We start from the raw sequence: 24,042 nt of genomic DNA on the forward strand, positions 1-24,042 counted from the left end.
GTGAGTCGCAGTCGCCCGCCGCCGCGGCGGCCTCCTGCCGCGCCGAGATCAGCGGGATTACCTTGCGCGCGCCCTGCAGCGCCGGCCCGCAGGCGCGCGCGCCGCCCTCCTCCTCGAAGAAAAACTTGTCCTTGCCGAAGGCCGGCTTCAGCTCATCCATCCAGGTGGCGTGCGGATCGAAGCGCGCGTAGAACGGCTTGCGCACCCAGTCCGGATTGCGCGCCTGCAGGAATTGCAGCGCAAACACCTTCTCGCCGGCCACCTGCGCGATGCCGTCGATCACCACCTTGCCCGGAAACGCGCTCATCGACGGTCCGCGCACCGTGCGCGCCAGGCCCGACACCATCTGGTACGCCGCCTGGAAAATCGCATGCGCTCTCGCCAGCGGCAGCTGGAAATACTCGCGCGGCCCGGTGTCGCGCTCGACGAACATGTAATACGGAATCGCCCCCAGCCGCACGCCGGTGCGCCACAGCTCGGCCCAGCTGGCCGGGTCTTCGTTGATGTGGCGGATCAGCGGTCCCTGCATGCGCAAGGTGGCGCCGGTGCCGACGATGCGCTTGACCGCCTGCTGCGCGATGTCCTGGCGCAGCTCCACCGCATGGTTGTAATGGCCCATGATGGCCATGTTCTTGCCGGCCTTGACCACGCGCTCGAACAGCCGCAGCAGATCGTCGGCGTCGCGGTCCGAGACGAAGCGCTGCGGCCAGTACGCCACCGACTTGGTGCCGATGCGGATGTTCTGCACATGCGCCAGCTCCGGCGCCAGCAGCGGCTCGATGTAGGCCTCCAGCGAGCGCGTGTTCATGATCAGCGGATCGCCGCCGGTGATCAGCACGTCGGTCACGTCCGGATGCGCCGCCACGTAGGCCGCCAGCTCGTGCGACTCCTTGGCGTCGAACTTCATGTCGTCCATGCCGACGAACTGCGGCCAGCGGAAGCAGAACGTGCAATAGGCGTGGCAGGTCTGGCCGGCGCTGGGGAAGAACAGTACCGTCTCCTTGTACAGGTGTAGCTCGAATACGTCCTACATTATTTGCAGCGCATCATTGGTAGACCCTCGTTAGTGTCGCCTCGTGCGCCAAGGTCTAATGTAGCAAATTGTAAATTGTGATAATTTGATAGTTTCTGAAAATTTCTACACCGTAAGATCTTCATCAACTAAAGGATCAAAAATGAACTATCCGAAAAAGACCGCTCAAGCAACGATGATCGCCGTATCAATACTTTTTTCAACTCAATCTTCTGCAAGTGAACAAGTTGCAGATAGGGCCGAGGTCTTCGTAATCCCTAAGTTAATGAGGTTTCGATTTGCTGTTACAGCAGATCATGCGCGAAGCATTGGGTGCCATTATCAGATTGAAGACTTTCAGGGACTGTCGGCTTTGAGCGAAATCGTAAAGAACGATGAGACTGTTGATTTCGCATCGAACGACATAACCCGCTCTTACTTTGTTGTAGTAGATTTAGTGCATAACAGCAAAAATTACATAACTTATGCATTTGATGCAGATGAAAAAAATGGAAACGTAATAGCCAAAATCACCTACGAAAATGAAAGGAGTGTCTACAGCGAATTTCCTGCAGATACAACAGATAATATAAGAAAATTCCTAAATGGAAGAAATTTTTATATATCTGGCACTGAATATAAAAACCAACCTTGCAACTTTAAATAAATACTTATGGGTACAATTACCGCGTCTTACTATCACGTAACAAATGCTACCGCGACGGATATCGCAAAACTTGATCTTGCCCTATCTTATTTGAGCACAAGTAGTCAAGCAGCCGCTGACATTTTTTCGAGTGCGCGAGATGGTATGATTTCCGAAGTACGAATTGTTCATAATGGCGACGATTCTTACGACCCAACCACTCGAGTGCTTCAGTGGGACCCAGACTCAGGCTTAATGGTAAGCCAGAATGGCATTTTTGGCGTTCAATCTTCTGCATTGGGCTTTGCACACGAAGTGGCACATTCGGTCGATCCAAATATCGGTTCTACTAGCCACGCTCAAGCTGAAGCAACGGCAACAGCCAAAGAGACGATCATTGCCAATCAACTTGGTGAGCCGACGCGGTCAACCTATAATGATGCAGTAAAATTGGTCACCGAGTCCAATCCTACAGAGCATACGACGGTAATTCATGGTAGCTCGGTTTGGACTCAAAACGATCAGAGCGGGTCAATCACTATCGGCGACGGATTCCAGAGCTCTGCTATCTCCGCTCCAGATCTCAGCGGTCCGATTGATCCCGGCGCTGGCATTCCATGCTTTGGGTACTGGGCAGAAATCGAATCACCAAGCCAAGTTGATGAATCAGGTCGTCCACTAATTTCGGTAGTTTGGGTGGGGGATCCAGTGGTAATTAATCTGACTGGCGAAGCAATTTCTACCCAGGGGCTGTCTAATAGTGCAGCGCATTTTGACATGCAAAATAACGGTGTTCAGGTGCACACTGGCTGGATCACTGCTGGCGAGGGAGTTTTATTCTATGATAAACAGAACACTAACGCTATTTCTAGCGCTAAAGACTTAGTTCCCTCTTTCTCAAATTTACAGGCTCTAGATAGCAATCACGACGGCAAATTGAGCAGTGCTGATACGGAATGGGCCAAGCTTAAAGTTTGGATTGATAAAAGTGGCACCGGAGAGTTCCATTCAAGTGATTTGGTAACTGTTGAATCATTGGGCATCGCCAGCATTAATCTGCAAGCCCAAGCAGTGCATCAAGATAGCAATGGCAACACTATCGATCAATTGTCTACTTTTACTTGGAAAAATGGAACGCAAGGTGCAATCGGCAATGTTGAGCTTGCATCAGCCCCAGGTCATGAAGTCCAGATCGTTGGAAACTACAATTACCATTTCCAAGCTGCAGTTTAAAGTACTGTTATAAATTAACAGTATGGTCGAGCCTTTGGTAGTAAGAATTATGTACCTGCAGAGGCTAAAATCAGAACGCCGCCAGCATGCGCGGCGTTTCTATTATTGGAATGGGCTTTCTCCGACAAAAGCTGCCGTCAACTCCCCAGATTTTATGACGCAGCAGGTAAACACGACTGGGCGACTAGCTCTCCCTCCCGAAGATGGCCGCCAGAGAGGTGTAGCGATATGCTGCTTGGTCTTGTAAATATTCAGCCCTGAGTGTTATGTGCCCCGCTGTGAAGTCCTGAACCGGAATAAGATAGTAATCCAATACAACAGCGTTCGCTGCATCCATGAGTACGCAAACCACAAAATCTGGGACCGGTGCGTTGTAGATGGGGACTCTCCAGCGTATTCGACCTGCTGAGTCATGCCGGGATCGGGCAACGACAATCTTCACGATGATTTTGTCATCAATGCACAGACACCACCTATCCTTGGAATATCTGTAGCTGATGCCAGTCTGCTCTATGAGAAGCCCACAAGCGGCTAAAGTGGCCTTGCGCATCTGCTGAAGCGAGCGCTTAGTTCTCGCGTATTGCAGCTTCTCGCTGTCCCCAACACCCGCGAGAGCGTAGGCTTCGGCGAGCGTACCAAATGCTTCACCGATACGCTTGGGATTGGGCAGACCCGGCGTAGCATTGATCAAGGCAACTGTCACCTTACCATGCTTCGAGTGGATACTTCGGAGGCCCGCTAAGACCCGTTCTCGATCCATAGGCGCAAAACGTTTCTTGCGTTCCTCCTGTGCCATGTCAAACAGCGCGGGGCTGACGATGGGCGGTAATAAATCAACCTTGCAAACCCACTCGTCAACTGGGTTGAGTCGCCTTAGCCCGGTAAGCTTTGCAGAACCGCGATTGAAGACAACTCTCCCTGCATACTTCTCGTTGGTCAGGATGCTTTTGACGAGCCATGGGGTCCAAGGACGCCCGGTGCCAGACTCGACCTTCCTTTGATTGAGCAGCGTTACGATACCCGTATCTGTGAAATGGTTATCGACGAACCATGAGTAAATCTGTCGGACTACGGCCACTTCGTCTGCTGGCCCCCAGCAGAACCGAACTCTATCGGTGATGGCTCCTTTCCTCTCGCCGTGAGATAACGTCCGCTTCTGCTTGCCGTCGCGGTCAAAAGACATCCTACGCAGACCGAAACCAGCGCTGCCGCCCATCTTGTAGCCCTGCACTGCGAATCTTCGTTGTGCTTCAAAGACCTTGGCTGACAGTTCCCGGCTATACTCTGCTGCCATGGTGCGCTTCATGCTCTTGACGATGGACGCCAGCGCAGAGCCATCGTTCTCGAAGGGTTCTGCGCAGTACAACACCTGAATACCGGCCTCACGACAGACAAATTCGTAGTGTGCGCCCTCGTCCACGTCCTGAAAGCGCCCCCATCGGCTTACGTCGTAGACTAGCACGGCGCTGAAGTCTGCGGTACGGGCTTGCACGTCGGCTATCAGTTCGCGCAGCCCATCCCTATTATTGATGCGTAGGCCACTCTTCCCAGCATCAGCGTACATCTTCACAATCTCGATACCGCGTTCGCTCGCGTAGGCGTAGAGCCGGTCACACTGGTGCTCAATAGAATGGTCCTGCGGTCGGGTAGACATCCGGACATAAATAGCTGCCTTCTTTCCGCGCGTTGATGACCCGGCTGCCACGGCGACATCCTTAACCGCGATAGGACTGCTTTAGCAACGCGACGGTGCGATGGATGTTAGTCTCTTCCCGACTGCATAGGGAAGTCCGTACGGCCCGCCTGAACGCATCCTGATGGTCCTCGAAGAAGGCGTTCGCGAACTCGCCTCCATGAGTCTGTTCGAGCGACCGCCGTACGGCCGAAGCTGCCGCAATCGAGTAAGCAGTCCCGATGTCCAGCTTGATATTTGATTCTTTCATGTCTGCCCCTCCTTCTCGTTTTTACATCATAGGCGACCTTAGCTGAAGAATCTGGACTTTGATCAATGTTTGAGCTCCAGCTATTACGCGATAGTCTCTTCCGCGCTTCGTTAGTCGCAAGATCGAGCGACGCTCATGTTATCGTAGTAGATGCAAGGAGCGCTCAGCTTTTCCTCTAACTCGTCAAGCCGTCGCTGAGTGGGCGTCATTTGACGGCGGCGTGTCTCCCGATCAAACTCCATTTGCTTAGTTCTTTCATCTAGAACTCGCTTCATTTCCGCCTCTCTCTTGACCGTTTGCATTAGTACGGCTTTGCGCTCATCTTGGTGAAACCAATTCCCGAACGCGGCGTCGAGGTCTGCGTTTAGTTCCATACCGCAGTTTCTGCTGACGTAGTAGTAGTCCTCGATGTGGTCGTCCACGCATTTGTTGTAGCGTGGCGTCCTTGGATCGGCCTTGGGAAGCGATGCTCTACGGCGTTCTTCATTTGCTCTGAGTGCGGCATTGAAAGTCGCTTTATCTTCAGGGCTAAGCGCTGAGCTATCGCAGAGTTGGTAAGCCTCTTCTCCTTTGAAAACCTTTACGCAGGTTTCTCCCCCTAGCCGAGTTGTCACCATGTCTCTGCTATCTGCCGCATGCAGTGGTGGAAGCAGAAGAAGCTGCGCGGCCAGCGCAAGTGTAGGGGAAGCGGTAAGTTTCATCATTCTCTCAAAGGTTATTCTTAAAATGCGGTTCATGAACCGTCGCGCAACTTTACCACGGGATGTGACGATTGCGTCATGCCTAATCTTTCCCCATCCCGACACGACCCAAGGCTTGTAGCATTGGGGAGCGCCATCAGGTCACTGAGGAAACAGCGGAAGCTTAGTCAAGAGCAGCTTGCGGAATTGGCCGGTGCAGACCGTAGCCATCTTGGACGACTAGAACGAGGGGATAATGAGATTGCGTTTCTTCTACTGTGCCGTCTGGCAGATGCATTAGGCGTTACGGTAGCGCAATTAACGAACGAAGCGGGTCTCTGATGCATTGGCGCGAGGTTAGGTTGTGCACGATTTATCGATGCTTTCGATAAGTCAACATTGAGCAATAATGACTTCTCTGTTGTCTAGGACACCGTAGGGAAGTCGTCTAGATTGCTACAATGGCGTAACTCCTTCTGCGCTAACCACATGCAATACTGGAACTTTGGCGTGTACGCCGACCGAGCGCACACTACCATCTGCTACGTCGCGTCTGTCCGTGCGGAGACAGAGCATGATGCATTGCGCTTGCTCAGAATAGATTTGAAGCCTGTTCCCATGGCACTGTATATCGGAGCGTTCAAAGAACAGCAGGCTTTGTTTCCTGACGGTAGGCAAGATGGTGGAGGGCAATCGGAGGGGCCAGAGGTTGTTATTGTGAAGCTATAGTCTGATTTGCTGCGGGGATACCTACAACAGCTTCTTCTCGCACTCGCTGAAATCGCCGTTAGCCTCGATGCACAATCGCATCATTTAGCGCTGCGATGACTTGATTCAAGTAATCACGCTGGTGTGTCACCAATGCCGTCGTTTCCCCGGCAGACGTCGATAGAAGTACGTGATAGACAGTTTTCTGTTCCACCATGTAGTAGACAGCAGCTAAGGCAATAAGCACGCCCACGATGACGTTTGCGACGGCTGCTATAATCAGGCCGACACCAAGGACGAGGATGCCCCCCAATCGGCTCGGCTTTTGCTCGTAAGGCTTCACCGACGTAACGTTGTTCATTGCGAAGGTCTGACCACCGCTGATGAAACGTGCGTTCGTTACCTTCACATCCTCGTATTCAAAAAACGTATGTTCTTCCATCGAGCGATCCCCTTTTCGGCGTTGTAGTTGTTGGATCGTCTATACTACGCGGTTTCCACTTGGGAATATTCACACTTTGTCACCTTGCGGTTGCTTTGCGCTATCCGTTAATGCGTCAGTTCCTGGCCCTCATTAGAAGACGGTCCTACTGCTTTACTGACCTTGTACCAGTCGAACCACTCCGGGCCTAAGCTGCTGGTCCGGGCAAGCTGTTCTGCCATCTCCGGCGGTGTAGCTGGGTCCATCCAAAGCGCAGCATCAGCAGCCGTGAACACCACCGGCCTACGGCCGTGTACGTCCACCACCCCACCTACAGCGTCAGCAGTCACCAGTGTGAACCCGGTAGCGGCCTTATGATCCTCTGGTCTGGCTTCAGCGAAGTTGCCCAACGCAGCGATGTACAGTAGTTCCCCGTCCTTCCGGTGAATGTGATACGGCTGCTTGTTGGGCTTCTCACCGGTCCATTCGTACCACCCGTTAGCCGGGACAATGGCACGGCCACGTTTCAACAGCGGACCCCAATACTTGTTTGTGATCTTCTCCAGCCGGGTGTTTGAACACAACGGAACCTTGCCGACCGCCCATGCAGCATGATAGGAGCAGAACGCATCGTCCAGCGTAAGCCGGTCATCGACCATGCGTAAGATGGGCCGAAACGTACCGGGAGGGGAGTTGTAACGTGACGGTGCCTGACTGCGATTCAGTACCTCGTCAATCCACGAGGAGTCCTGTAGCAGCCTGCTTACGTCATTCATGTCCAGTCGTCCACACATAAGGCCCATAGTAACCCAGTTTCCTCTCTGCTATACCGTATGCATGCACAGTGACAAAGTAGCAATTATGTACAGCAAGATCACTCAACGGCGATGGCTTGGCCTGAAGCGCGACGACAACGAAAGTAGCAAATGATCCGGGAGTGTACGCCACGGTCACGATGTCTTACGCGAATGGCTACAAGTGCTTGCATGCGCAGAGGCATGGCTACGCGAACGAGACAGGCAGGGCGCTGCCTACGCTGTGGGCTGCTGAGTGCGTAGGCAAGGGGCCGTACAGTGAGCTATGGCGAGGTTTCCAAAGGACCAAGCTCCCACATGGGCTGGGCGTGACTACGTGCATCCAAGAGTGGCTCGTGGAGCACATTGACATGCGACCTCCGCAGGAAAACAAAGAATAGGTATACTTCCGTACAAGTGTACGGTAAAGTCGTACCTATGTACGTAACTTTAGGAGGCTGAGATGGCACCGAAAACTGAACGGTTTGAAATGCGGATCGAAGATACCCAGCTTGAGCAAATAGATCGGTGGGCAGAACAACAAGCCGACCAGCCTACAAGAGCCGAGGCGATCCGCAGGTTGGTGAACATTGGCTTGTCTAACGTGAACGACAAGTCGGTTCATTTCAGCGATGGCGAGAAAATGCTGATGTTGATGATGGGCGATGTGTACAAAGCCTTGAAGATCAAAGACGGTGAAATGGAGCCGGACTTCCTTGCCCAAGTCATCTATGGCGGGCATTACTGGGCACCGAAGTGGGAAATGAATGGGGTATTCCACGGCCACGTCGACGACCCGGAAGAAGTGAAGTATGTCGTTGACGTTCTGGATATGTGGACGTTTATGGAAGTGGCGTATGCAAAGCTGTCCGTAGAGGACAAGGCCAGGATCACGAGAGAAGTCGGTTCTTGGCAAACCGATGTGCGTTTCAGTGGCTTTGACGGCAATGAAGAGGGCAGTCAGATGGGTATTGCACAGTTCTTGGTCGATAAGATGCGTCGGTTTTCGCAGTTTAAAGGGCGTAGCCTGAATTCGCACTGCTCAACTGTTGGACGCTACCGCAGGATGTATCAGCTTTTTGAACCAATGCGGCGCACTTTGGTGGGAATGGACCTGAGCGCTGACCAGCTTATTACCTTGCTCAAGGTGTAAAACGATATAGCTGAATGTATTGCAAAAAAATAAAAAAGTGATCGAGGCCGTACTACGCTGAGTGGTGCGGCCTTTTTGTTGTTTGACGTGGAGGGAACAATAGATAGGTCCAGCGTGCAATTCAACAGACCATCAGCCGACAGAAACCGTCGCACGGCGCTGCAAGATATCTACCGGCGTCGATGTGGTCTGGAATGGTGGGAGGTTCACCGGGTTGCTCAATGGGTTGTGGGCCGGGGAGAATGCGCCGCACAGCTTTTTAAAATATCTGTGGGCACTCTGCTGGCGCTGGGCGAAGCGTTGCACTGTCTGCCGATGGACGAGGCCCGTAGTGGGCCTCCTATCGCGCCTAGCTTCTTTGTTGTCTTCCGGCTTGGCTTTAGGCTACCTCATCCTCGGACTAACCTACCTATAGACTAACGATGAATGAAAGCCCACTAGGCATCTCATAGCCTTTATCGTGACAATTGGTGTATTTTCAATCGTGCAACCATGATAGCATTTCCGAACTGCAATATGATCGAAATCAAATCCTTCGAGCACTCACTGTGCTATTACATAAAAGGGGTCGGTAAGTCGAATGAAACAAGAGATATCTGATCGATTTGATCTAAACATCGCGCGGGTGAAAAACCTGGTGGCTATCTATAATACCTATCTCTCAGGCCCTGGAGCCGGACGACGAGGGCACCAGAAAACCGACGTGCTCCGTGCTGCTACCGTTTTTCTCCACGCTTCACTTGAGGACGTTTTACGTAGCCTGGCATATTGGAAGCTGCCTACCGCAGCGGCGGGAGAGTTGGACAAAATTCCGTTTGCTGGCGGGACAGCAATGAAAATCAGTTTAGGCTCACTCTCGGCGCATAGCGGTAAGACTGTTTCTGCTGTGATTAAAGAGAGTGTTGATGCAAGCTTGGAGCGTTCAAACTACAACAACTCTACAGAAGTGTGTGGGTTACTTATATCTATCGGGTTAGATACCGTTCCGGTCCAGCCCTATCTGTCTACGCTTGAATTGGCAATGGCTCGTCGGCACCAGATCGTTCACCGTGCTGATGCCAATCCAGCTGGCGGCAAGGGAAATCATAGCGTTGCATCTATTTCAACGGCTACGCTGGGCGCATGGATCTGGAATACCGAACAATTTGTGCAGGCAGTACTTAATCAAGTGTAGCCCACCGTAACGCCGCAGGGAGCGCCCTCCTACATTTTGCTGCTTGGCGGCGGCTACGATCCAGTTTTATGGGCTGTTGACTGTTTAGCCTTCCATTGGCGTAGCTTTTCCAAGTTCTTCCGCGCATCCTTGACCATGTAACGATGACCTAACGTGTCCTTGATCCATAGATCATGGAACTCAATCACGTCACCATCCGGCAACACGTCTATTATCTCGTCGGCCTCAAGCTGGAACGAATACGTTTGGCGCTCCGTCAATGTTAAGCTGTTCTTCGGTTCGAAGAACGTACCATACCAATTGACTAGTTTTTTGTGTCGCAGTCGTCCGGTTTTCAGTTCGCCCCCGGCCCAAGAGCTTAAGATGATGGGTCTACGCCCTGCGTTGACAATGTTAACGCGCAAGCAGGCGTGAAAACCTTCCCAGTCTAGAGAGTATTCCGACCACGCTCTCAAATCAGCCTTGTCGCGCCGGTAGTTGAGAATGGATATCCATAGCGCTGCGATGGATAACCCCATTGCGACCCAAGGTGCAACGTCTTTGACGGTGCTGAAAAATGCGAGCATGGTAGGCTGTCGTGGTCCTGTTGATCCCATGCTACCACCTGCTGAAGAGTTGAGAAAAGGTTCGTGACGAAATGACGATATCAACTTGCGTTAGGAGCGCCATGCTAACGACACGGCGCCTTCTGCCTGTTGCGGGAGCCTCCTTCATCCTATTCCGGCAAGGGGATCGTTCTTGATTCGCTCATCCTCGCTGAGTAATACGGTTGTCGCTGGACCAGAGGTGTATGCACATCGACCGTGTGTACACCCACCGTCTGTATTGCCGCGACGGAATATGTTCGTCATACTAAGGTCTTGTTCTTCTTTCAATTCGGAGCAACTGATGGCGACGTGCTTTGTAATGCAGCCTTTCGATGGTGGACAGTATGATAAGCGATTTAAGGATGTGTATGCGCCTGCGATCACCGCTGCTGGGTATGAACCGTACCGTGTTGACCAAGATCCCAAGGTATCGGTTCCGATTGATTCTATTGAGACAGGGATTCGTAATGCGGTTGTCTGCCTTGCTGACATATCGGAAGACAACCCCAACGTCTGGTATGAACTCGGTTTCGCTCTAGCTACTGGTAAGCCGGTGGTCATGGTCTGCAAAGAAGGCCGTCCGAAATTCCCATTCGACATTCAGCACCGTACGATTATCACGTACAAAACAGAATCAACGAGTGACTTCGATAAGCTGCGTGACGATATAGCTGCGAAGATTACGGCGTTTGTTGAGAAGGACGAGATGTTAGAGGCGATGTCGGAGAAGGATGAAGTGTCGCCAGTCGCTGGTTTATCCCCAGCAGAACTTCGGGTTGTCGCTATCTTGGCCGGTAGCCAAAACATAGACGGTTACGTCGCTGTGTTCTCCGCCAAGAGTGATGCTGAGCGCGCAGGCGTTACTGACGTTGGCTTCAACTTGGGCCTGCGAAAACTGGCCGCCAAGAAGCTGGTTGAATATGGCACGATATCTGACTACAACGGCAACGAGTATTCCGGCATTGCGTTGTCAGAAAAGGGGTGGCAGTGGATTGAAGATAACGAAACTATGTTTGTGCTTCATCGTCAACCACCACGTCCAAAGAACGGAGACTTGGATGATTCGATACCGTTCTGAAAAACCTAAAAAAAATTCTGCAAAGTCGAGGGGCTGTCTTAATACGCTGCCAGCTATATAGAAAATTAAGATATCTGCACGGCGTCTCCGTGGCTGGGAAAGCTGGGAGGTCCAGCGGTTTGCTTAATGCGTTGTGGGCCGGGAAGAATGCGCCACACAGCTTTTTAAAATATCTGTGAGCACTCTGCTGGCCTGGTAGGCTGCGTTCACTGCTCGCGAACGAAGAAGGCTCCTACGGCCTCCTATCAGGTCTATGCAGCGCAATATCGCTTGACCGTAGCTACCGATATGTCGAAATGTTCGGCAGTGGTGGCGATGCTGGCCTTCTGTTCAGCACGCCATGCTTTGACCATAGCAGGGTCCAGCGCCTTAGCACGGCCCTTGTAGCGTCCGTCATCTGCTGCCTTGGCTACCTCGATACCTCGCTTCTGCATCTCTTTACGGTTTAGGTAGTCAGCTTCGCCCTGTGCAGCCATGAAGGCCAGCACAGCGTCACGAGTAGCCTTGAGCATTGGGTCGGTGGCGGTGCCGTCGAACTCCATCCCGTTTAGGGTGCAGACCACCTTGACGCCCATCTTCATTAGGGTTTGCATGACCGTGTGCAGTTCGTCGTAGCGACGGCTGATGCGGTCCAGCCAGCGCACGTACAACACACCACCGTCAGATAGCTTGTCCATGACACGTTTCCACTCCGTACGGTCCATAGGCGCTACGTGGTAGCCGCTTACGCCTTCATCAATGTGAACGTGCTTCTCTGCTACGCCGTGCTTGCTGGCGTCTTCGTACTGGCTGGCGCTGGTCTGTCCTTCGGTGGTGCTGATGCGTCCGTAGTAGATCGTTTTCATGTTGCTTGGCTCATTTGGGTAGGTGGCTCAATAATATACCCTGGCTCACATACAGTCAACCCTATTGAGCCATGTGGGTGGCTCATTTGACTAGGCACGCTACGGTATACCCTGCTGAGCCAACTTAGGGCTTCGAGAAAGCTTAGGAGGTTCAAATTGCTGCATGATGACGCGGTAGCGTAGCGATACCTGCTCTAAGATGGTGAATGAAAATGCATCGGATGAGCCCGCGTTAGTGCGTGCTATCAGGGCATTCCGCGTGGTAAAAGGGCTTCCGCGAAGTCAATAGAAAAATTGCCGTAAGCGACAAAATTTCCCCTTGCACGGGTAGAAAGCGGCTACTACAATTTGCTCGTCAGGGGTGGTCTAGCACTAGATATAGTGGTAGGTCATCCTTGAGAACTTCATCCTGACAGCGCCTAGGAACGCTGTCAGGTGAAGAGAATGACTCCGCGAGAGAAGACTTTCTTTGGCTTACACATCAAAGTTTCTTCTATGCCGAACCTTCTGTCAACAGAAGTACGTCAACTCGTGGGGTTTAACTAACCATTCACGTAGAGGAAATTATCATGGCTCATTGCCAAATTACATGTGTTAACATGTCCCATTTGGGACGTCGCCACGAACACATCACCCATGTGGGAAATCCACGCGATTGGAGCCGTAAGCTTACGGTAGCCGAGGTGGTAGCGATGATTCGTAATGGCACGAACAGTTTCTTTGTAGTGGATCATAATGGCCATCATGCTGATGTCCATGTGGTCAATGCTAACCCGCCGTACATCAGAACTGCCAAGGATGGCTATTACACGGATAATCTTCTGGCTTTGACCAGCTGCCCAATCTAAAGAGAATAGGCCCGCGATAGCGGGCTTTTCTTGGTGATTGTATTATTGCAATTCTTCTGTTGGAAGCGGATCGTATGTGTACCACATGTGTGACTTCACCGATCAGGTGTTGCAGCACATGTATGTGAACTTAGCCTGTATATAGGAGCAGACATGCGGCCTTCCGTCACGTGCTTCCAGCACTCGCTACTGATACTTGACCAATCACCATCCCCACTCCAACATAGCATTTCATGTGTTGTACGCCGAGTTAATCACTTGGATACACATGTGCCACGCTATGTTGTATCACATGGCTACGCCATATCCGTGCACTGGTAAGTCAAACCCGTTAGGGTGTAGTGGTAAAAGTAGTTTTTCAGAGGTTGGATGTTGGGCCGGTAGCGGAGCGGAGGCCCTGTACTACTAAGTGGTAGGCTAAGTCTGCGGCTTAGGTGTACAACATAATTTGCCGCCTGCCTCGCTCTCGCACGGCATACACCTACCTATGCCAGCCAAGGTTCCGTGCCCGGTATATAACATATATATAGAGGTTAACCAGAACTCCGCATTAGGTGCATTAAGACAGGGAACCCTTGTATCTACAGGCTTCCAAGGGTTTTTCTCGTGCATTAGTGCTGCTGTGTCGTGCAGTCCTGCGCATCAAGTTCGCCCTTTCGGATTGCTTCCTGCCGATCACTGTGTTGGATGGCCTGAACCTCTCGCGGCGTCAGCTTGCGATTCCTTTGACTGCCACGTTGCTGCCATACGTTGACCTGTTTGGAGCGACAGCCGGGAACCGCACGACGACGTTGTTCAAACTGTAGGCGCGACATAGCCGTACGGATGCGCTCGGCACTCACCATGCCGTGCCCCATGCGACTCAGTTCAGCCAGCAGAAACTCGTTGTGGAAGAAGGGATTGCGTTCGACGATACCGCGTAGGACCACACTAAGGTCGGTCGCATTCAGGCCGATCATCCGCTTCAGCGTATCAGTCTGAGTGGTAGACCCCGGTTTGAAAGAGCGTAGGTCCCGATCCATGAAGAAGTTGTACAGGTACTCGGCTGTACCGGGTTGCTCAAGCCACGCTTTAAACTGTTCAAAGAAATCTGCTGATTCCGTAGCGCTGTTCTTATGGGTGCATGGCGCACAGGCATAAAAGCGGCGATCTTCCTGCCCACCGAAGTCGAAAGGCACATCCAAGTTGGTGCAGACAAGAACGCGGGCGTACACGGCACGGTTCTGCGGCTTTTGAACATACTTGATGTTGACGGAAAGCTCTTTGGCCGACATCACGAACTTCAATTCTTCATAAGTGCTAGAGCGAGGCAGTGCATCGTCAAAACAGACCAGCAAGTTGTTCGGCAGGACTTCAGAGAAGTTTTCCAGCGCCAGCGCATACTTCTCGCGCTGCCAGACGTAACGACCGCCCAGCGCCTTCTTGAGCAGCGTCGCAATGGTGGATTTTCCAGTGCCTTGGTCGCCGGTCAGAATCACGCCCCATTCAGGGCGACGTGCCGGGTTCTGAATGATGTCGGCGCACCAGTCCATCACCATGTCGCGGTCCTGCTGGAATGGGAAGGTACGATGAAGGTATTCGTTGAAGATGTCGGGCACGGGCATGCCTCGTTGTCGTGTAGGGTGAAACGGCACAAATGTGTTAGCCATCTGGATGCCCGCGTACGTCTCATAAAACCGTTCTGGTACGGGTTTGAACGCCGCGCCTAATACCCTTGGGAGAAGTTGTGCTAAGCGCTCCCCAAGCCCGTTTAAGAACATCTTGAAGTCGCCCTCCACCTTGATGTTGTTGTTCCTGGCCCAGCTTGGGAAGTCCGCCCGGAAGTGATCCAGTGTGGCGTTCTGACCGCTTTCAGGATGCAGAGCCTTTACCGGAAATGTAGATGTGTCGATGCACCAGTGCTGAGCTTTGAGATGCTTCGCGTAGAGAGAAGCGGCTTCGGCTGGAGTAGATACTCCGAGTTGATTCATAGTGATGTCCGTTGTGATTAGATAGGCCCGGTGCCATGTGCACAAATACGCAGGCAAAGCGGTAGCCACAGTCCGCGAATGGACCGAAGCACATGGCAGCGGGTTGAGTTTAAGTAGTGTGTAGCCTTCTGGGCAGGCTACTTTTGAGGATAGAGCTTAGGCGATGACGACAGGTCGGAATCGTTGAGGCTGGCGGCTGCAAGCCCAAGCTTCTTGTGCGAATTCCAGTTTCTGCTGTGCGGAATCGAATGCGTCTTGGGCGTCGGCCATCACCATTTCTGCATGTTCGTGCTTGCCTTCTGCGCTCTGCAACTCTTCGACTGTTTCTCGCCAATCGATGTGCTCTTCGCCAAATGCTCGGTTAGCGATGAAAGCGCCGAGGTCCGTGATACGGACGGTTTCATGAGAGAGGTCATCAAATTTCAGCAGGTCTTCAGAAGGGATTGCCCTGGTGCCGATAACGATCACCAATGCTTGGGGTGGGAACGAGATCGACTCCAAATCGCTTGTGTACTCATCGACATACAAAAAAGCAAGATGAACGCCTTGATGCCAATAGTCGGGAACGCTGCCCGACAACTGCGTACATCCAAGGCTGCAAAAAAATTCATGGATCGGGTTAGTGATTGATGGTTTCATAAGTTTCTCCTTATTTAATCGACAAGTCCTGTTAAGAAAATACCGTAGATCAGTTTCGAAATCAGAACAGGTTTAAAGGTCTGAAAGCCCGCAATGCGTTAAGTGACTACAGTCGCGGGCTTACTCTGTGGCGTGGTCTTACCTCCAGTGAATCGTATTCGCGCCTTAAATTCTCATAAAGCCTTTACCATTCCTGGCATTTTGTTCGGCAAAAAACGAATACTTAGCCATCCCATACGGTGATTCCACGGCAGTGGCTGCAATTGTACGGATGCGCTGATCGGATGTAAATTGTTCTTTACATAAGGAATGGAATATGATATGCCAATTTACATCACGCCCCTTGATGTAGTCCGGTGGGCGGTCAGTTCTATTGAGGCCAGACTGTAGGTGTCGTAAAAATGCGGGCCAGAATGGCATTCGATAGCAAAGAGGCGGACGGAATAAAGTCGTGAAAATCGACAAACATATTGATGCAAAACTTTTTGTATCTATTTTGCACTCTAACGCTGCGGCGGATCGCATTAGCAGTGTCGAGCGGTCCGCGAGGCGCGGTAGGAATGAAGCGTCCCTCCTGTGGATCAGGATGCTCGAGTTGCTTCCAGGGGGCAACTTTGGCACTAACGTGACCTTAGCAGCCAACCTCCATGTAACCACTTAATGGGAATTTTCCCGCGCAAGGAACGAAATCGTGTTTGCGAGCGAAAAAGTTAAGCAAAACAGCCCCAATACTGTCCTCGCTAACAGAGTTGACCGACTGCGCCCTTATCGTGGTCTGCTATGCGTTAACAATCCAATGTTAATCCGTTGCTAGGGTGGTAAAAACCTAGGGTTTTGGAGCAATGTGACGGATGAGATGACTTTCTTGTGCCGTCTTTTGAAGAGTGTCTAAATGCTGCCGAATTTTAGAGGTGATAAAAAATTGCCACTATTGTCATAGTATTATGTGTAGTAGTTCCACACTTGAACTGACACAGTCTGTCAGATGATTTCGAGTTCCGTGAGGCCGCTTCTACTGCGGATTCAGCAGAGCGCTCTACAAGCGTGAGAATCTGTGAGTTTTACAGATGGGCAAACTGTTATCCTGAATGCCGTAGACCGCTGCCGGCCAGAAGCCGCCAATCGATGAATTTTGGCGAACGACTAAATAGGAGCTCAGTTGTTTAGAATTTTTGTAGGCATGATTTTAATGGTTACGGCGACTGTGTTGGCCGGAATTTATGGTTTAACTTTTTCCGTTTGGCCGACAGGTTTTCGTGATATGGAATTAAATGTAACACCTGAGGTCATCCAGCGCTTGCGAAGCTTGCAGCTAGAACATAAGTTTGGACCTGATCCCACCACCTTCTATCCTGGGGCAGTAACTGAAACGCAAAGGGCAGCGGCACAGGCAGCAGTCGATTCGGCAATTCAGTCATTGATTGAGGAACTGCCGAAGCGGCCACGACGTTCGACTGTGCTGCGGGCGCTGAAAGCTACGCTCGCTGATTTCGGTATGTCAGAGTCGGAGGAACGTGATCAAATTTTGTCGTATCTCACGAAGGTGATGCGCATTTGTGGGGTAGAGAGTTCCGCAGAGCTGTTCAATGTTTGGAGGTATGGATTTCCATATGGTTGGTTCTTCTAACGGCTAGGAGCGGCCCCTCGGTGAATTATGATTACCCCCATTAGCTATGAGTCGTCATTAACAGTAGTTAAGCGCGTCTTCAGCCATGCCAACCCTTTTTACGCTTATCCCCGATGTGGATGCCATCTTGGCCCTTCAACCCGAAGAATTAGCAGGGCTCGGGTTAGAACTAATCACATCTATTACCCCAGAAGACGGGATCGGTTCACCTCTACACCCAACATCATTTACACATCTTCAAACACTTGGCCCATTCCCGGCCGAAAGGCGAAAAGAGGTGGAATTCGCGATGGCGGAGGGATGGAACTGGTTGGTCCGTGAAGGATTGATTGCTCCGAATCCTGGCGAAACATCTGGCTGGCATTTCGTGACGCGTAGAGGAAAGCAACTGCATAATCGCGCTGGGGTTTTGGCATATGCTAGCGCGGTCATACTTCCACGAGGCATGCTGCACCCGACCACTGTTCAGTGCAGTTGGTCTGCTTTTATGCGAGGTGAATACGACACAGCGGTTTTTCAGGCTTTTCGCGAACTTGAAGTTGCAATCCGGGCAGCGGGCGGATTCTCTGCTGATGACATCGGCGTGTCACTGGCGCAAAAAGCGTTCGGCGACAAAGGCCCCCTTACAGACCAAAGTGCACCAGCCGGCGAGCGCGTGGCGTTACTCAACATGATGAGTGGGGCGCTTGGGTCCTACAAAAATCCTCATAGTCACCGCAAGGTGCAGCTCAACGCAGTTGATGCTAGTGAAATGATAGTGATGGCCAGTCATCTGATGAAAATAGTAGATGCGCGGCGCACTGGATAGCTTTTTGGTTCGTGCAGGCGATAGTGAACGGCCAAAACCGGACTTTTTCAATTTGCGCGTATTCTTTAGAGAAATGGCTGATGAGGCAACTTACCTTAACCGGGAAGGAGCTACTGATTGTCCGCTAGATTGAAGACCAATTGGCCGAGAACCATCATCCACTCGGCCCGTGCCGATCGAAAGAAAATAATTATGAATAAAACCCCGATCAATGATAATTCATCCGAGCCCTTGGACAAGTCTGACTCCGTTAAGCAGGAAATCGACTTTTCTACCCGCTTTGATAAGTACCTTGAGTTTCCGGTTATCGGAATCCAAGTATCTACACACAAGCAAATTGGAGACAACTTACGGGCTTATCCTGTAATCGCTATCTTTGCGCTAGCAGTATCTTACCTTTGGACGTTCCCAGGATGGGAGTTCTATCCATCGTGGATGTTCAAAGTCGCGGCCGTTGTATGGGCTGCATGGATTACTTGGTATTCGGTGCTGACGATCGTTCAGACTCATAAGTTACTTTCTGATTCGATTTTTGGACTAATACCTAAATGGATTCGCAGCCGTAGACTCTTTAGAATGGCGGTTGCGATCACGATAGAATGGTTCTTCATTTTTGGTGCAATCAGCATCGCGCTCTTGATTTTGAATCATAGCCTTCCAAAATGATGGGAGTATCAAATCAGGTATCTGGCTTGAAATGTAATTCGGCGGCCGGGGTGCCTTACGCGGAAACTCCCAGGCTAATGGTTGCGACGGCTGCGCTTTGCGGTTCTAAGCGCTAATGTCTCTGATGGGGCGTATGCTGCCGGTCGTCCGTCAGACACCCTGTGTCAGGTCAAGTATGAACTGGTACATATTATGGCCTTATCGTATGTTATGGCGGCGGTGCGCACTTCACCTAATCCACAGGCCGCCAAACGCTCGCCAAGCGATTTTCGTGCTGAAGGCGGAACGGAATGCCGGCGAGTCGAGAAATCCTCACTGCGGGGGCGCGAAGTGGCTTCCTGAGCTTTGGGCGACGCTTGGCTAGGTCCGTTACCCCATTGATAACTGCTAGTCCCGGTGTTGCGAGCGTCGTTCCTTGACCATGTGAACGGTCGGGATGTCTTTACGGACTTCTTTAACGGGTCCACTGAGCACTTCGGCCACTAACCGCGTTGGCAGGTGGGCAAGCTTCGCATACCGCACGCCCGCGTCGGTTCCGAACGCTGCTTTGGCCAACAGTGCCAACGAACCTTTTCGGCAAGTGCAAAGTCGAAGCGTCTTGACATTGCGCCACCTTACACAGTTAAAGCGAGCAAAGGCGCACGGTTCGTAAGAGATAAGACCTGCGACGGAACCGTGATAGCTCCGCCTCAAACAGTGGTGAATGCTCCTATCCCTACCGTTAGCGCTATTACGCTGATGTGGCTGGCGAAGTCCGCCGTCTGGTGCCTCGGCCATTTGGCACGGACAGTGTGCCCCGGTGGACAAAACCACCGCCAGGTTGTCGTAGTAGGTGCTTGACATTAGAGGCAAGTGCATTCGCCGTCCCCACGTCAGCAATTATCCCTACTTCACCTTCATCACCGCCCAGCGTCATTACACCGATCTGGTTTTTGTCCACCACGAGCATTGCCTTAGCTTCGTTGTGCTGGGTCAGCAGGTAACCGTCAGCAATGTGTACCTTGATGCCCAGACGTTGCAGGTAACTATTCGTACGCTTGCGTGTGGCCTTGTCGGTGAGGTCAAGCTTGCTCTTGAACTGAGACCAGTTCAGACGTTCCCCACCGGCTAACTCAGCCGTCAGGCGGTCTACTTCTTGCTGCAACGTCCTGATTCGGCCTTCGGTTTGGAGGACGAAGTTCTGGAAGGTGGGCGAGTCGGGATTGTTCGCTAACGTGTTTGCATAGCTTGCCAACTTTCCCTGCTCAACAAGCAGTCTTCCATCGGCTACGGCCAGTTCACGCGCAATTTTGTCCGGGTCCGGCTTGACCAGTCCCATTGCGTCTAGTTCCAGCAGTGCGGCCATTAAGATGTCTTCGCTCTCGTCCAGCCTGACATTGCGCGCACCTTCGCACTCGCCGTAACGACGATTGGCGCACATCAAGTAACGAAACTTTGAGCGCTGGATGATGTGCATGGCGCTACCACAAACACCGCAGAAGACTAGCTTTGACCACACATTTACGTCTGCGGCCTGCTTCGTAACCTTACCGACCTTCCGGGCATTGACAGTCGCCTTTGCAGCGTTGAACGTGTCTTCATCAATAACAGCCGGAAAGTAGTTCGGGATAGGATCGCCGCCGTCCTTGGGGGTCAGTTCGCCTATCGCCGCCCGGTTCGTTAGCACCGTCAAGACCGCCGATGTACCCCACCGCTTCCCCCTGTTAAACGTAGGATAGCCTTCAGCGTTTATCATTTGCGCGATGACCGTGCTACCGTAGCCTTCCAAGCACAGCGCAAAGATGCGACGAACAGCATCAGCTTTCTCGTTCAGGTGGTACTTGCTGTCCTCACCTAGCGTCAGCCAGTTACTAACACGCTTACCGATGTCTTTCCCAGACTCTCGCGCTGCGGCAAACCGTTTCGCCCATTCCAGCTTGCCAAGGTCACTCTTCCTTGCGCTCTCCCTGTGTGCGTTATCCATGTGCAGAATGGCTTGTAGCAAATCCAGCGCTGAACTGTTGTGGTCAAAGCGCATTTCATGCGGTCGCAGCGTCACCACCACGATACCAAGCTGCTTGACCAAGCGTTGCAGCAAGCCCGAAGCATCCCACGCATTCATGCGGGTAAGCCGGTCAAGGTTCTCAAGGATCAAGTAGCTACCGCGCTCGATGTCGCCTCGCTCAACGTGAGAAATGAACCGTGCAAGCGCACCGGAAGCCAAATTGTCACCGTGGAAGCCCGATACGGCCTCGTCAGCGAACACGTCGTTAGACAATTCCACATTGTTATCGGCACACCACTTACGGGCAAGGGTCTGCTGGCGATCTATGGAAGTGCCTTGCCTCTGGGCGTCACTCGAAAATCGGGAGTATGAGTAAGCTTTTGTCATAAGCAGAATCATAGCACGATAAGCAACGCATACGATCATCGCTCGTACTTGTGCTGCAAGCCCTTCAGCGGCGCGTCGTTGACGCGCGGCACATTGTGGGTCATCTGCCCGGCCGGATGCGGGTTCATGCGCATGCGGATGCGCCGCACCAGGTCCACCAGCGCCGCCTGGTCGGCCCTGCCCAGCACCAGCTCGCGCAGGCGCGCATAGTCGTCCGGCGCCAGCATGTCGCGATGCGGGAAGGTCAGCCGGTAGATCGGATCGTCGGGAATGTTGTTCCAGTCGATCAGGTGGTCGAGTACGTACTGGTTGGTGCGGAACGGCAGCACATGCGACACCACCTGCACCGCTTCCTGCAGGTCGGGCGGCAGCCATTCCCACTGGCGCGCATGGGCGATCGTCTGTCGGATATAGGGCTTGAATTTCGGGCTATCCATGGTGGGTTCCTGTTGAGTAGTCGGAGAACTCCATCCTAGGCCGCGCGCCAGCGCGCCAATTGCCACACATCAACTGACCCATGGAAATATTCCCGGCCTTGCGCCAGCGCAATTTCCGAAATCCGCGCACGCGTAGAGTTCATAGCGCCACCCATCCACAGGAGTCCGCTCATGAAAACCGCACTGCCCCTGATTGCCGCCCTGCTGGCCCTGCCGGCCTGGGCCAACGAACCGACCGAAAAGGACGCCATCGCCATGGCCGAAAAAGGCGCCGCCTTCATCAAGGCCAACGGCAAGGACGCCTTCCTGAAAAAGATCAGCGCCAAGGACCCGGACTACCTGCAGGGCTCGCTATACGTGGACGTGCGCGACATCAACACCGGCATCGTGCTGGCGCACCCGGTCAACCCGTCCATCGTCGGCAAGGACCTGACCGACATCCCCGACGCCAACGGCAAGAAATACCGCCGCGAGATCATCGAACTGGCCGCCAAAAAAGGCCACGGCTGGGTCGACTACCAGTACAAGAACCCGACCACCGGCAAGATCGAACCCAAGACCACCTACATCCTGCGCGTCGGCGACGTGGTGCTGGAAGCGGGCATCTACAAGAAATGAACCGGGGGCGCGCCATGCTCAACAAACTGCGTATCGGTCCCAAACTGCTGCTGGCGCCGGGCCTGGTGCTGGTGCTGCTGATCGCCACCGCGGCCGCCGCCTATGTTGGCATGGTGCGCCAGAACGCCTCGCTGGAAAACCTGGTGCAGGTGCGCGCCGCCCGTCTCAAGAGCGCCGCCGACGTCAGCGGCGAGGCGCGCTACGCGCACGCCCACATCTACCAGCTGCTGGCCTGGGTCAACGGCAGCTTCGCCCAGAACCGGCTGGACGCGCTGGGCCAGCAGATCCGCCAGCGCCACGCCGGCATCGAACAAACGCTGCGCGCGCTCGAAAGCGTGGCCGACGGCAGCGAGCGCGCCATCGTCACCCAGTCGCTGCAAACGCTGGGCGCCTACCGCAAGGCGGTGCTGGAAACCATGGACATGGCGCAGGCCGATCAGAGCATCGCCACCAATGCCATGGCGCGCGCGGAAAAGCAGTTCCTGCTGCTGAACGAGCAGCTGGCGCGGCTGTCGGCGCTGGAAAAGCAGCTCAGCGAGCAGGCGCACGCGCAGGCCAAGGCCGACTTCCGCACCCTCAACACCAGCATGGCGGCGCTGGTGCTGCTGTCGATCGCGCTGTCGCTGGGCGTGACCATGGCGGTGCGCGGCGCCATGCTGCGCGACATCCGCGCCATCGCCGAGGTGGTGATCGCGCTGGCCGCCGGCCGCCTGGCCCAGGGCCAGCCCAACCACGGCCGCGACGAGATCGCCGACACCGCGCGCATGCTCGACCAGACCATGGCCAACCTGACGCGCATCCTCACCACCATCCTCGGCTCGGTGCGCTCGATCGACGTCGCCGCGCGCGAAATCGCCAGCGGCAACCTCGACCTCTCGACCCGCACCGAGATGCAGGCCAGCTCGCTGGAACAGACCGCCAGCGCCATGGACAGCCTGACCCAGGCCGTGCAGGCCAACGCCGCCAACGCGCGCCAGGCCAGCCAGCTGTCGGCCAGCGCCAGCGAGCTGGCCGGCCATGGCGGCAGCGCCATGCAGGACGCGGTGCGCACCATGGACGCGATCCGCGCCAGCTCGCGCCAGATCGTCGACATCATCGCGGTGATCGACGGCATCTCGTTCCAGACCAACATCCTGGCGCTGAACGCCGCGGTGGAAGCTGCGCGCGCCGGCGAACAGGGCCGCGGCTTCGCCGTGGTGGCGGCCGAGGTGCGCACGCTGGCGCAGCGCTCGGCCGCCGCCGCCAAGGAAATCAAGAGCCTGATTGCCGCCTCGGTGGCCACCATCGACAGCGGCAGCGCCTCGGTGCAGCAGGCCGGCGAGCGCATGGGCGGCATCGTCGCCGCCGTGCAGCAGGTCAACGACATCATCGCCCGCATCAGCGCCGCCAGCGCCGAGCAGGCGCAGGGCATCGCCGAGGTCAACCAGGCGGTCGGTCAGATGGACGACGTCACCCAGCAGAACGCCGCGCTGGTGGAGCAGGCCGCCGCGGCCGCGGCCAGCCTGCAGGACCAGGCGGCCCAGCTGTCGCAGGCGGTGGCGGTGTTCAAGATCGGCTCAGGCCACGCGGACGCCGCCCTTCATGGGCTTGCTCAGAAAGCGCGAGCCGGCTTCCACGAAGCGCCACGGCAAGTCCACCGCCTTGGAAATGCCGATGCGCGGGCCGGCTAGCACCTCGGGCCGCCGCACCGGATCGCGCGCCAGCAGCGTGAACGGCGCCTGGTCCAGCGGCAGGCTGTTCAGCGCGCGCGTCACGCCGATCGCCTGGCACAGCCGGCCCGGCCC

General features: G+C 53.8%; 21 protein-coding genes and 3 pseudogenes. 12 read left to right on the plus strand and 12 right to left on the minus strand.

What is annotated here, in order from left to right; translation table 11 throughout:
- A pseudogene (locus tag E4L98_RS20295) lies at positions 1-1,012 on the minus strand (KamA family radical SAM protein); the annotation flags it as partial.
- A gap of 163 nt (positions 1,013-1,175) precedes the next feature.
- On the opposite strand from E4L98_RS20295, the gene E4L98_RS20300 reads away from it, so the two are divergent.
- The gene (locus E4L98_RS20300; protein WP_135203359.1) at positions 1,176-1,679 is read left to right on the plus strand and encodes a hypothetical protein; all 504 of its coding nucleotides are present in this window, start codon (positions 1,176-1,178) and stop codon (positions 1,677-1,679) included.
- A gap of 6 nt (positions 1,680-1,685) precedes the next feature.
- Positions 1,686-2,891 (plus strand): SPM autocatalytic domain-containing protein, encoded by a 1,206-nt coding sequence (locus E4L98_RS20305; RefSeq protein WP_135203360.1) that lies wholly within the window; start codon positions 1,686-1,688, stop codon positions 2,889-2,891.
- Positions 2,892-3,075: 184 nt separating this feature from the next.
- On the opposite strand, the gene E4L98_RS20310 is transcribed toward E4L98_RS20305, so the two are convergent.
- Together E4L98_RS20310 and E4L98_RS20315 are read right to left on the minus strand one after the other, a co-directional pair.
- Positions 3,076-4,596: a recombinase family protein gene (locus E4L98_RS20310; protein WP_135203361.1), complete on the minus strand. Its 1,521-nt coding sequence runs from the start codon at positions 4,594-4,596 to the stop codon at positions 3,076-3,078.
- Between the two features lie 348 nt (positions 4,597-4,944).
- Complete coding sequence (locus E4L98_RS20315) at positions 4,945-5,571, minus strand: hypothetical protein (protein ID WP_135203362.1); 627 nt, start codon at positions 5,569-5,571, stop codon at positions 4,945-4,947.
- A gap of 42 nt (positions 5,572-5,613) precedes the next feature.
- Here E4L98_RS20315 and E4L98_RS20320 point away from each other — a divergent pair, with 42 nt between their 5' ends.
- Complete coding sequence (locus tag E4L98_RS20320) at positions 5,614-5,856, plus strand: helix-turn-helix domain-containing protein (protein ID WP_135203363.1); 243 nt, start codon at positions 5,614-5,616, stop codon at positions 5,854-5,856.
- A 445-nt stretch (positions 5,857-6,301) separates the two neighbouring features.
- On the opposite strand, the gene E4L98_RS20325 is transcribed toward E4L98_RS20320, so the two are convergent.
- Together E4L98_RS20325 and E4L98_RS20330 are read right to left on the minus strand one after the other, a co-directional pair.
- Positions 6,302-6,664: a DUF6232 family protein gene (locus E4L98_RS20325; protein ID WP_135203364.1), complete on the minus strand. Its 363-nt coding sequence runs from the start codon at positions 6,662-6,664 to the stop codon at positions 6,302-6,304.
- A gap of 107 nt (positions 6,665-6,771) precedes the next feature.
- Positions 6,772-7,446, minus strand: coding sequence for an SOS response-associated peptidase family protein (locus tag E4L98_RS20330; RefSeq protein WP_307722136.1), 675 nt, complete (start codon positions 7,444-7,446; stop codon positions 6,772-6,774).
- A 454-nt stretch (positions 7,447-7,900) separates the two neighbouring features.
- Here E4L98_RS20330 and E4L98_RS20335 point away from each other — a divergent pair, with 454 nt between their 5' ends.
- Positions 7,901-8,590 (plus strand): YfbU family protein, encoded by a 690-nt coding sequence (locus E4L98_RS20335; protein ID WP_135203366.1) that lies wholly within the window; start codon positions 7,901-7,903, stop codon positions 8,588-8,590.
- A gap of 580 nt (positions 8,591-9,170) precedes the next feature.
- A complete protein-coding gene (locus E4L98_RS20340; protein ID WP_135203367.1) occupies positions 9,171-9,764 on the plus strand; it encodes a hypothetical protein in 594 nt (197 codons plus the stop codon).
- Between the two features lie 53 nt (positions 9,765-9,817).
- Here the strand turns inward: E4L98_RS20340 and E4L98_RS20345 are convergent, their stop codons facing one another.
- Complete coding sequence (locus E4L98_RS20345) at positions 9,818-10,330, minus strand: hypothetical protein (RefSeq protein ID WP_135203368.1); 513 nt, start codon at positions 10,328-10,330, stop codon at positions 9,818-9,820.
- Positions 10,331-10,652: 322 nt separating this feature from the next.
- Between E4L98_RS20345 and E4L98_RS20350 the strand changes: the two genes are divergently transcribed.
- Positions 10,653-11,429 (plus strand): TIR domain-containing protein, encoded by a 777-nt coding sequence (locus E4L98_RS20350; RefSeq protein ID WP_167761395.1) that lies wholly within the window; start codon positions 10,653-10,655, stop codon positions 11,427-11,429.
- A 251-nt stretch (positions 11,430-11,680) separates the two neighbouring features.
- On the opposite strand, the gene E4L98_RS20355 is transcribed toward E4L98_RS20350, so the two are convergent.
- Positions 11,681-12,274, minus strand: coding sequence for a recombinase family protein (locus E4L98_RS20355; protein WP_135203370.1), 594 nt, complete (start codon positions 12,272-12,274; stop codon positions 11,681-11,683).
- Between the two features lie 569 nt (positions 12,275-12,843).
- Between E4L98_RS20355 and E4L98_RS31315 the strand changes: the two genes are divergently transcribed.
- Positions 12,844-13,122 (plus strand): DUF3892 domain-containing protein, encoded by a 279-nt coding sequence (locus E4L98_RS31315; protein WP_135203371.1) that lies wholly within the window; start codon positions 12,844-12,846, stop codon positions 13,120-13,122.
- 611 nt (positions 13,123-13,733) lie between these two features.
- Here E4L98_RS31315 and E4L98_RS20365 read toward each other — a convergent pair.
- Positions 13,734-15,092 (minus strand): primase-helicase family protein, encoded by a 1,359-nt coding sequence (locus E4L98_RS20365; protein ID WP_135203372.1) that lies wholly within the window; start codon positions 15,090-15,092, stop codon positions 13,734-13,736.
- 156 nt (positions 15,093-15,248) lie between these two features.
- Positions 15,249-15,731, minus strand: coding sequence for a hypothetical protein (locus E4L98_RS20370; RefSeq protein ID WP_135203373.1), 483 nt, complete (start codon positions 15,729-15,731; stop codon positions 15,249-15,251).
- 1,159 nt (positions 15,732-16,890) lie between these two features.
- Between E4L98_RS20370 and E4L98_RS20375 the strand changes: the two genes are divergently transcribed.
- The 3 genes from E4L98_RS20375 (at position 16,891) to E4L98_RS20385 (ending at position 18,832) form a co-directional block, all read left to right on the plus strand.
- Entirely contained in the window at positions 16,891-17,358 is a 468-nt protein-coding gene (locus E4L98_RS20375) for a DUF4844 domain-containing protein (protein WP_205746790.1), read from the plus strand.
- Between the two features lie 127 nt (positions 17,359-17,485).
- Entirely contained in the window at positions 17,486-18,166 is a 681-nt protein-coding gene (locus E4L98_RS20380; protein WP_167761396.1) for a TIGR02391 family protein, read from the plus strand.
- A 192-nt stretch (positions 18,167-18,358) separates the two neighbouring features.
- The gene (locus E4L98_RS20385; RefSeq protein WP_135203375.1) at positions 18,359-18,832 is read left to right on the plus strand and encodes a hypothetical protein; all 474 of its coding nucleotides are present in this window, start codon (positions 18,359-18,361) and stop codon (positions 18,830-18,832) included.
- A 730-nt stretch (positions 18,833-19,562) separates the two neighbouring features.
- Here E4L98_RS20385 and E4L98_RS20390 read toward each other — a convergent pair.
- Positions 19,563-21,203: a recombinase family protein gene (locus tag E4L98_RS20390; RefSeq protein WP_167761397.1), complete on the minus strand. Its 1,641-nt coding sequence runs from the start codon at positions 21,201-21,203 to the stop codon at positions 19,563-19,565.
- A gap of 41 nt (positions 21,204-21,244) precedes the next feature.
- Positions 21,245-21,640 (minus strand): annotated as a pseudogene (locus E4L98_RS20395) (lysine 2,3-aminomutase); the annotation flags it as partial.
- 171 nt (positions 21,641-21,811) lie between these two features.
- On the opposite strand from E4L98_RS20395, the gene E4L98_RS20400 reads away from it, so the two are divergent.
- Positions 21,812-22,258 (plus strand): cache domain-containing protein, encoded by a 447-nt coding sequence (locus tag E4L98_RS20400; protein WP_135203377.1) that lies wholly within the window; start codon positions 21,812-21,814, stop codon positions 22,256-22,258.
- A 14-nt stretch (positions 22,259-22,272) separates the two neighbouring features.
- Entirely contained in the window at positions 22,273-23,928 is a 1,656-nt protein-coding gene (locus E4L98_RS20405) for a methyl-accepting chemotaxis protein (RefSeq protein ID WP_135203378.1), read from the plus strand.
- Here E4L98_RS20405 and E4L98_RS31200 read toward each other — a convergent pair.
- A pseudogene (locus tag E4L98_RS31200) lies at positions 23,920-24,012 on the minus strand (hypothetical protein); the annotation flags it as partial. The gene E4L98_RS20405 and the pseudogene E4L98_RS31200 sit on opposite strands and share 9 nt — an antisense overlap.
- Positions 24,013-24,042 lie beyond the last annotated feature (30 nt).

Source organism: Duganella callida (assembly GCF_004614165.1).
Classification (GTDB): domain Bacteria; phylum Pseudomonadota; class Gammaproteobacteria; order Burkholderiales; family Burkholderiaceae_D; genus Rugamonas; species Rugamonas callida.

What these genes read in the sequence shown, in the direction of transcription:
- E4L98_RS20330 (WP_307722136.1), bottom strand. Translation starts at nt 7,446, where the DNA reads ATGGGCCTTATGTGTGGACGACTGGACATGAATGACGTAAGCAGGCTG.
- E4L98_RS20320 (WP_135203363.1), top strand. Translation starts at nt 5,614, where the DNA reads ATGCCTAATCTTTCCCCATCCCGACACGACCCAAGGCTTGTAGCATTG.
- E4L98_RS20405 (WP_135203378.1), top strand. Translation starts at nt 22,273, where the DNA reads ATGCTCAACAAACTGCGTATCGGTCCCAAACTGCTGCTGGCGCCGGGC.
- E4L98_RS20390 (WP_167761397.1), bottom strand. Translation starts at nt 21,203, where the DNA reads ATGACAAAAGCTTACTCATACTCCCGATTTTCGAGTGACGCCCAGAGG.
- E4L98_RS20350 (WP_167761395.1), top strand. Translation starts at nt 10,653, where the DNA reads ATGGCGACGTGCTTTGTAATGCAGCCTTTCGATGGTGGACAGTATGAT.
- E4L98_RS20365 (WP_135203372.1), bottom strand. Translation starts at nt 15,092, where the DNA reads ATGAATCAACTCGGAGTATCTACTCCAGCCGAAGCCGCTTCTCTCTAC.
- E4L98_RS20345 (WP_135203368.1), bottom strand. Translation starts at nt 10,330, where the DNA reads ATGCTCGCATTTTTCAGCACCGTCAAAGACGTTGCACCTTGGGTCGCA.
- E4L98_RS20305 (WP_135203360.1), top strand. Translation starts at nt 1,686, where the DNA reads ATGGGTACAATTACCGCGTCTTACTATCACGTAACAAATGCTACCGCG.
- E4L98_RS20385 (WP_135203375.1), top strand. Translation starts at nt 18,359, where the DNA reads ATGAATAAAACCCCGATCAATGATAATTCATCCGAGCCCTTGGACAAG.
- E4L98_RS20315 (WP_135203362.1), bottom strand. Translation starts at nt 5,571, where the DNA reads ATGAACCGCATTTTAAGAATAACCTTTGAGAGAATGATGAAACTTACC.
- E4L98_RS20300 (WP_135203359.1), top strand. Translation starts at nt 1,176, where the DNA reads ATGAACTATCCGAAAAAGACCGCTCAAGCAACGATGATCGCCGTATCA.
- E4L98_RS20370 (WP_135203373.1), bottom strand. Translation starts at nt 15,731, where the DNA reads ATGAAACCATCAATCACTAACCCGATCCATGAATTTTTTTGCAGCCTT.
- E4L98_RS20355 (WP_135203370.1), bottom strand. Translation starts at nt 12,274, where the DNA reads ATGAAAACGATCTACTACGGACGCATCAGCACCACCGAAGGACAGACC.
- E4L98_RS20400 (WP_135203377.1), top strand. Translation starts at nt 21,812, where the DNA reads ATGAAAACCGCACTGCCCCTGATTGCCGCCCTGCTGGCCCTGCCGGCC.
- E4L98_RS20340 (WP_135203367.1), top strand. Translation starts at nt 9,171, where the DNA reads ATGAAACAAGAGATATCTGATCGATTTGATCTAAACATCGCGCGGGTG.
- E4L98_RS31315 (WP_135203371.1), top strand. Translation starts at nt 12,844, where the DNA reads ATGGCTCATTGCCAAATTACATGTGTTAACATGTCCCATTTGGGACGT.
- E4L98_RS20335 (WP_135203366.1), top strand. Translation starts at nt 7,901, where the DNA reads ATGGCACCGAAAACTGAACGGTTTGAAATGCGGATCGAAGATACCCAG.
- E4L98_RS20325 (WP_135203364.1), bottom strand. Translation starts at nt 6,664, where the DNA reads ATGGAAGAACATACGTTTTTTGAATACGAGGATGTGAAGGTAACGAAC.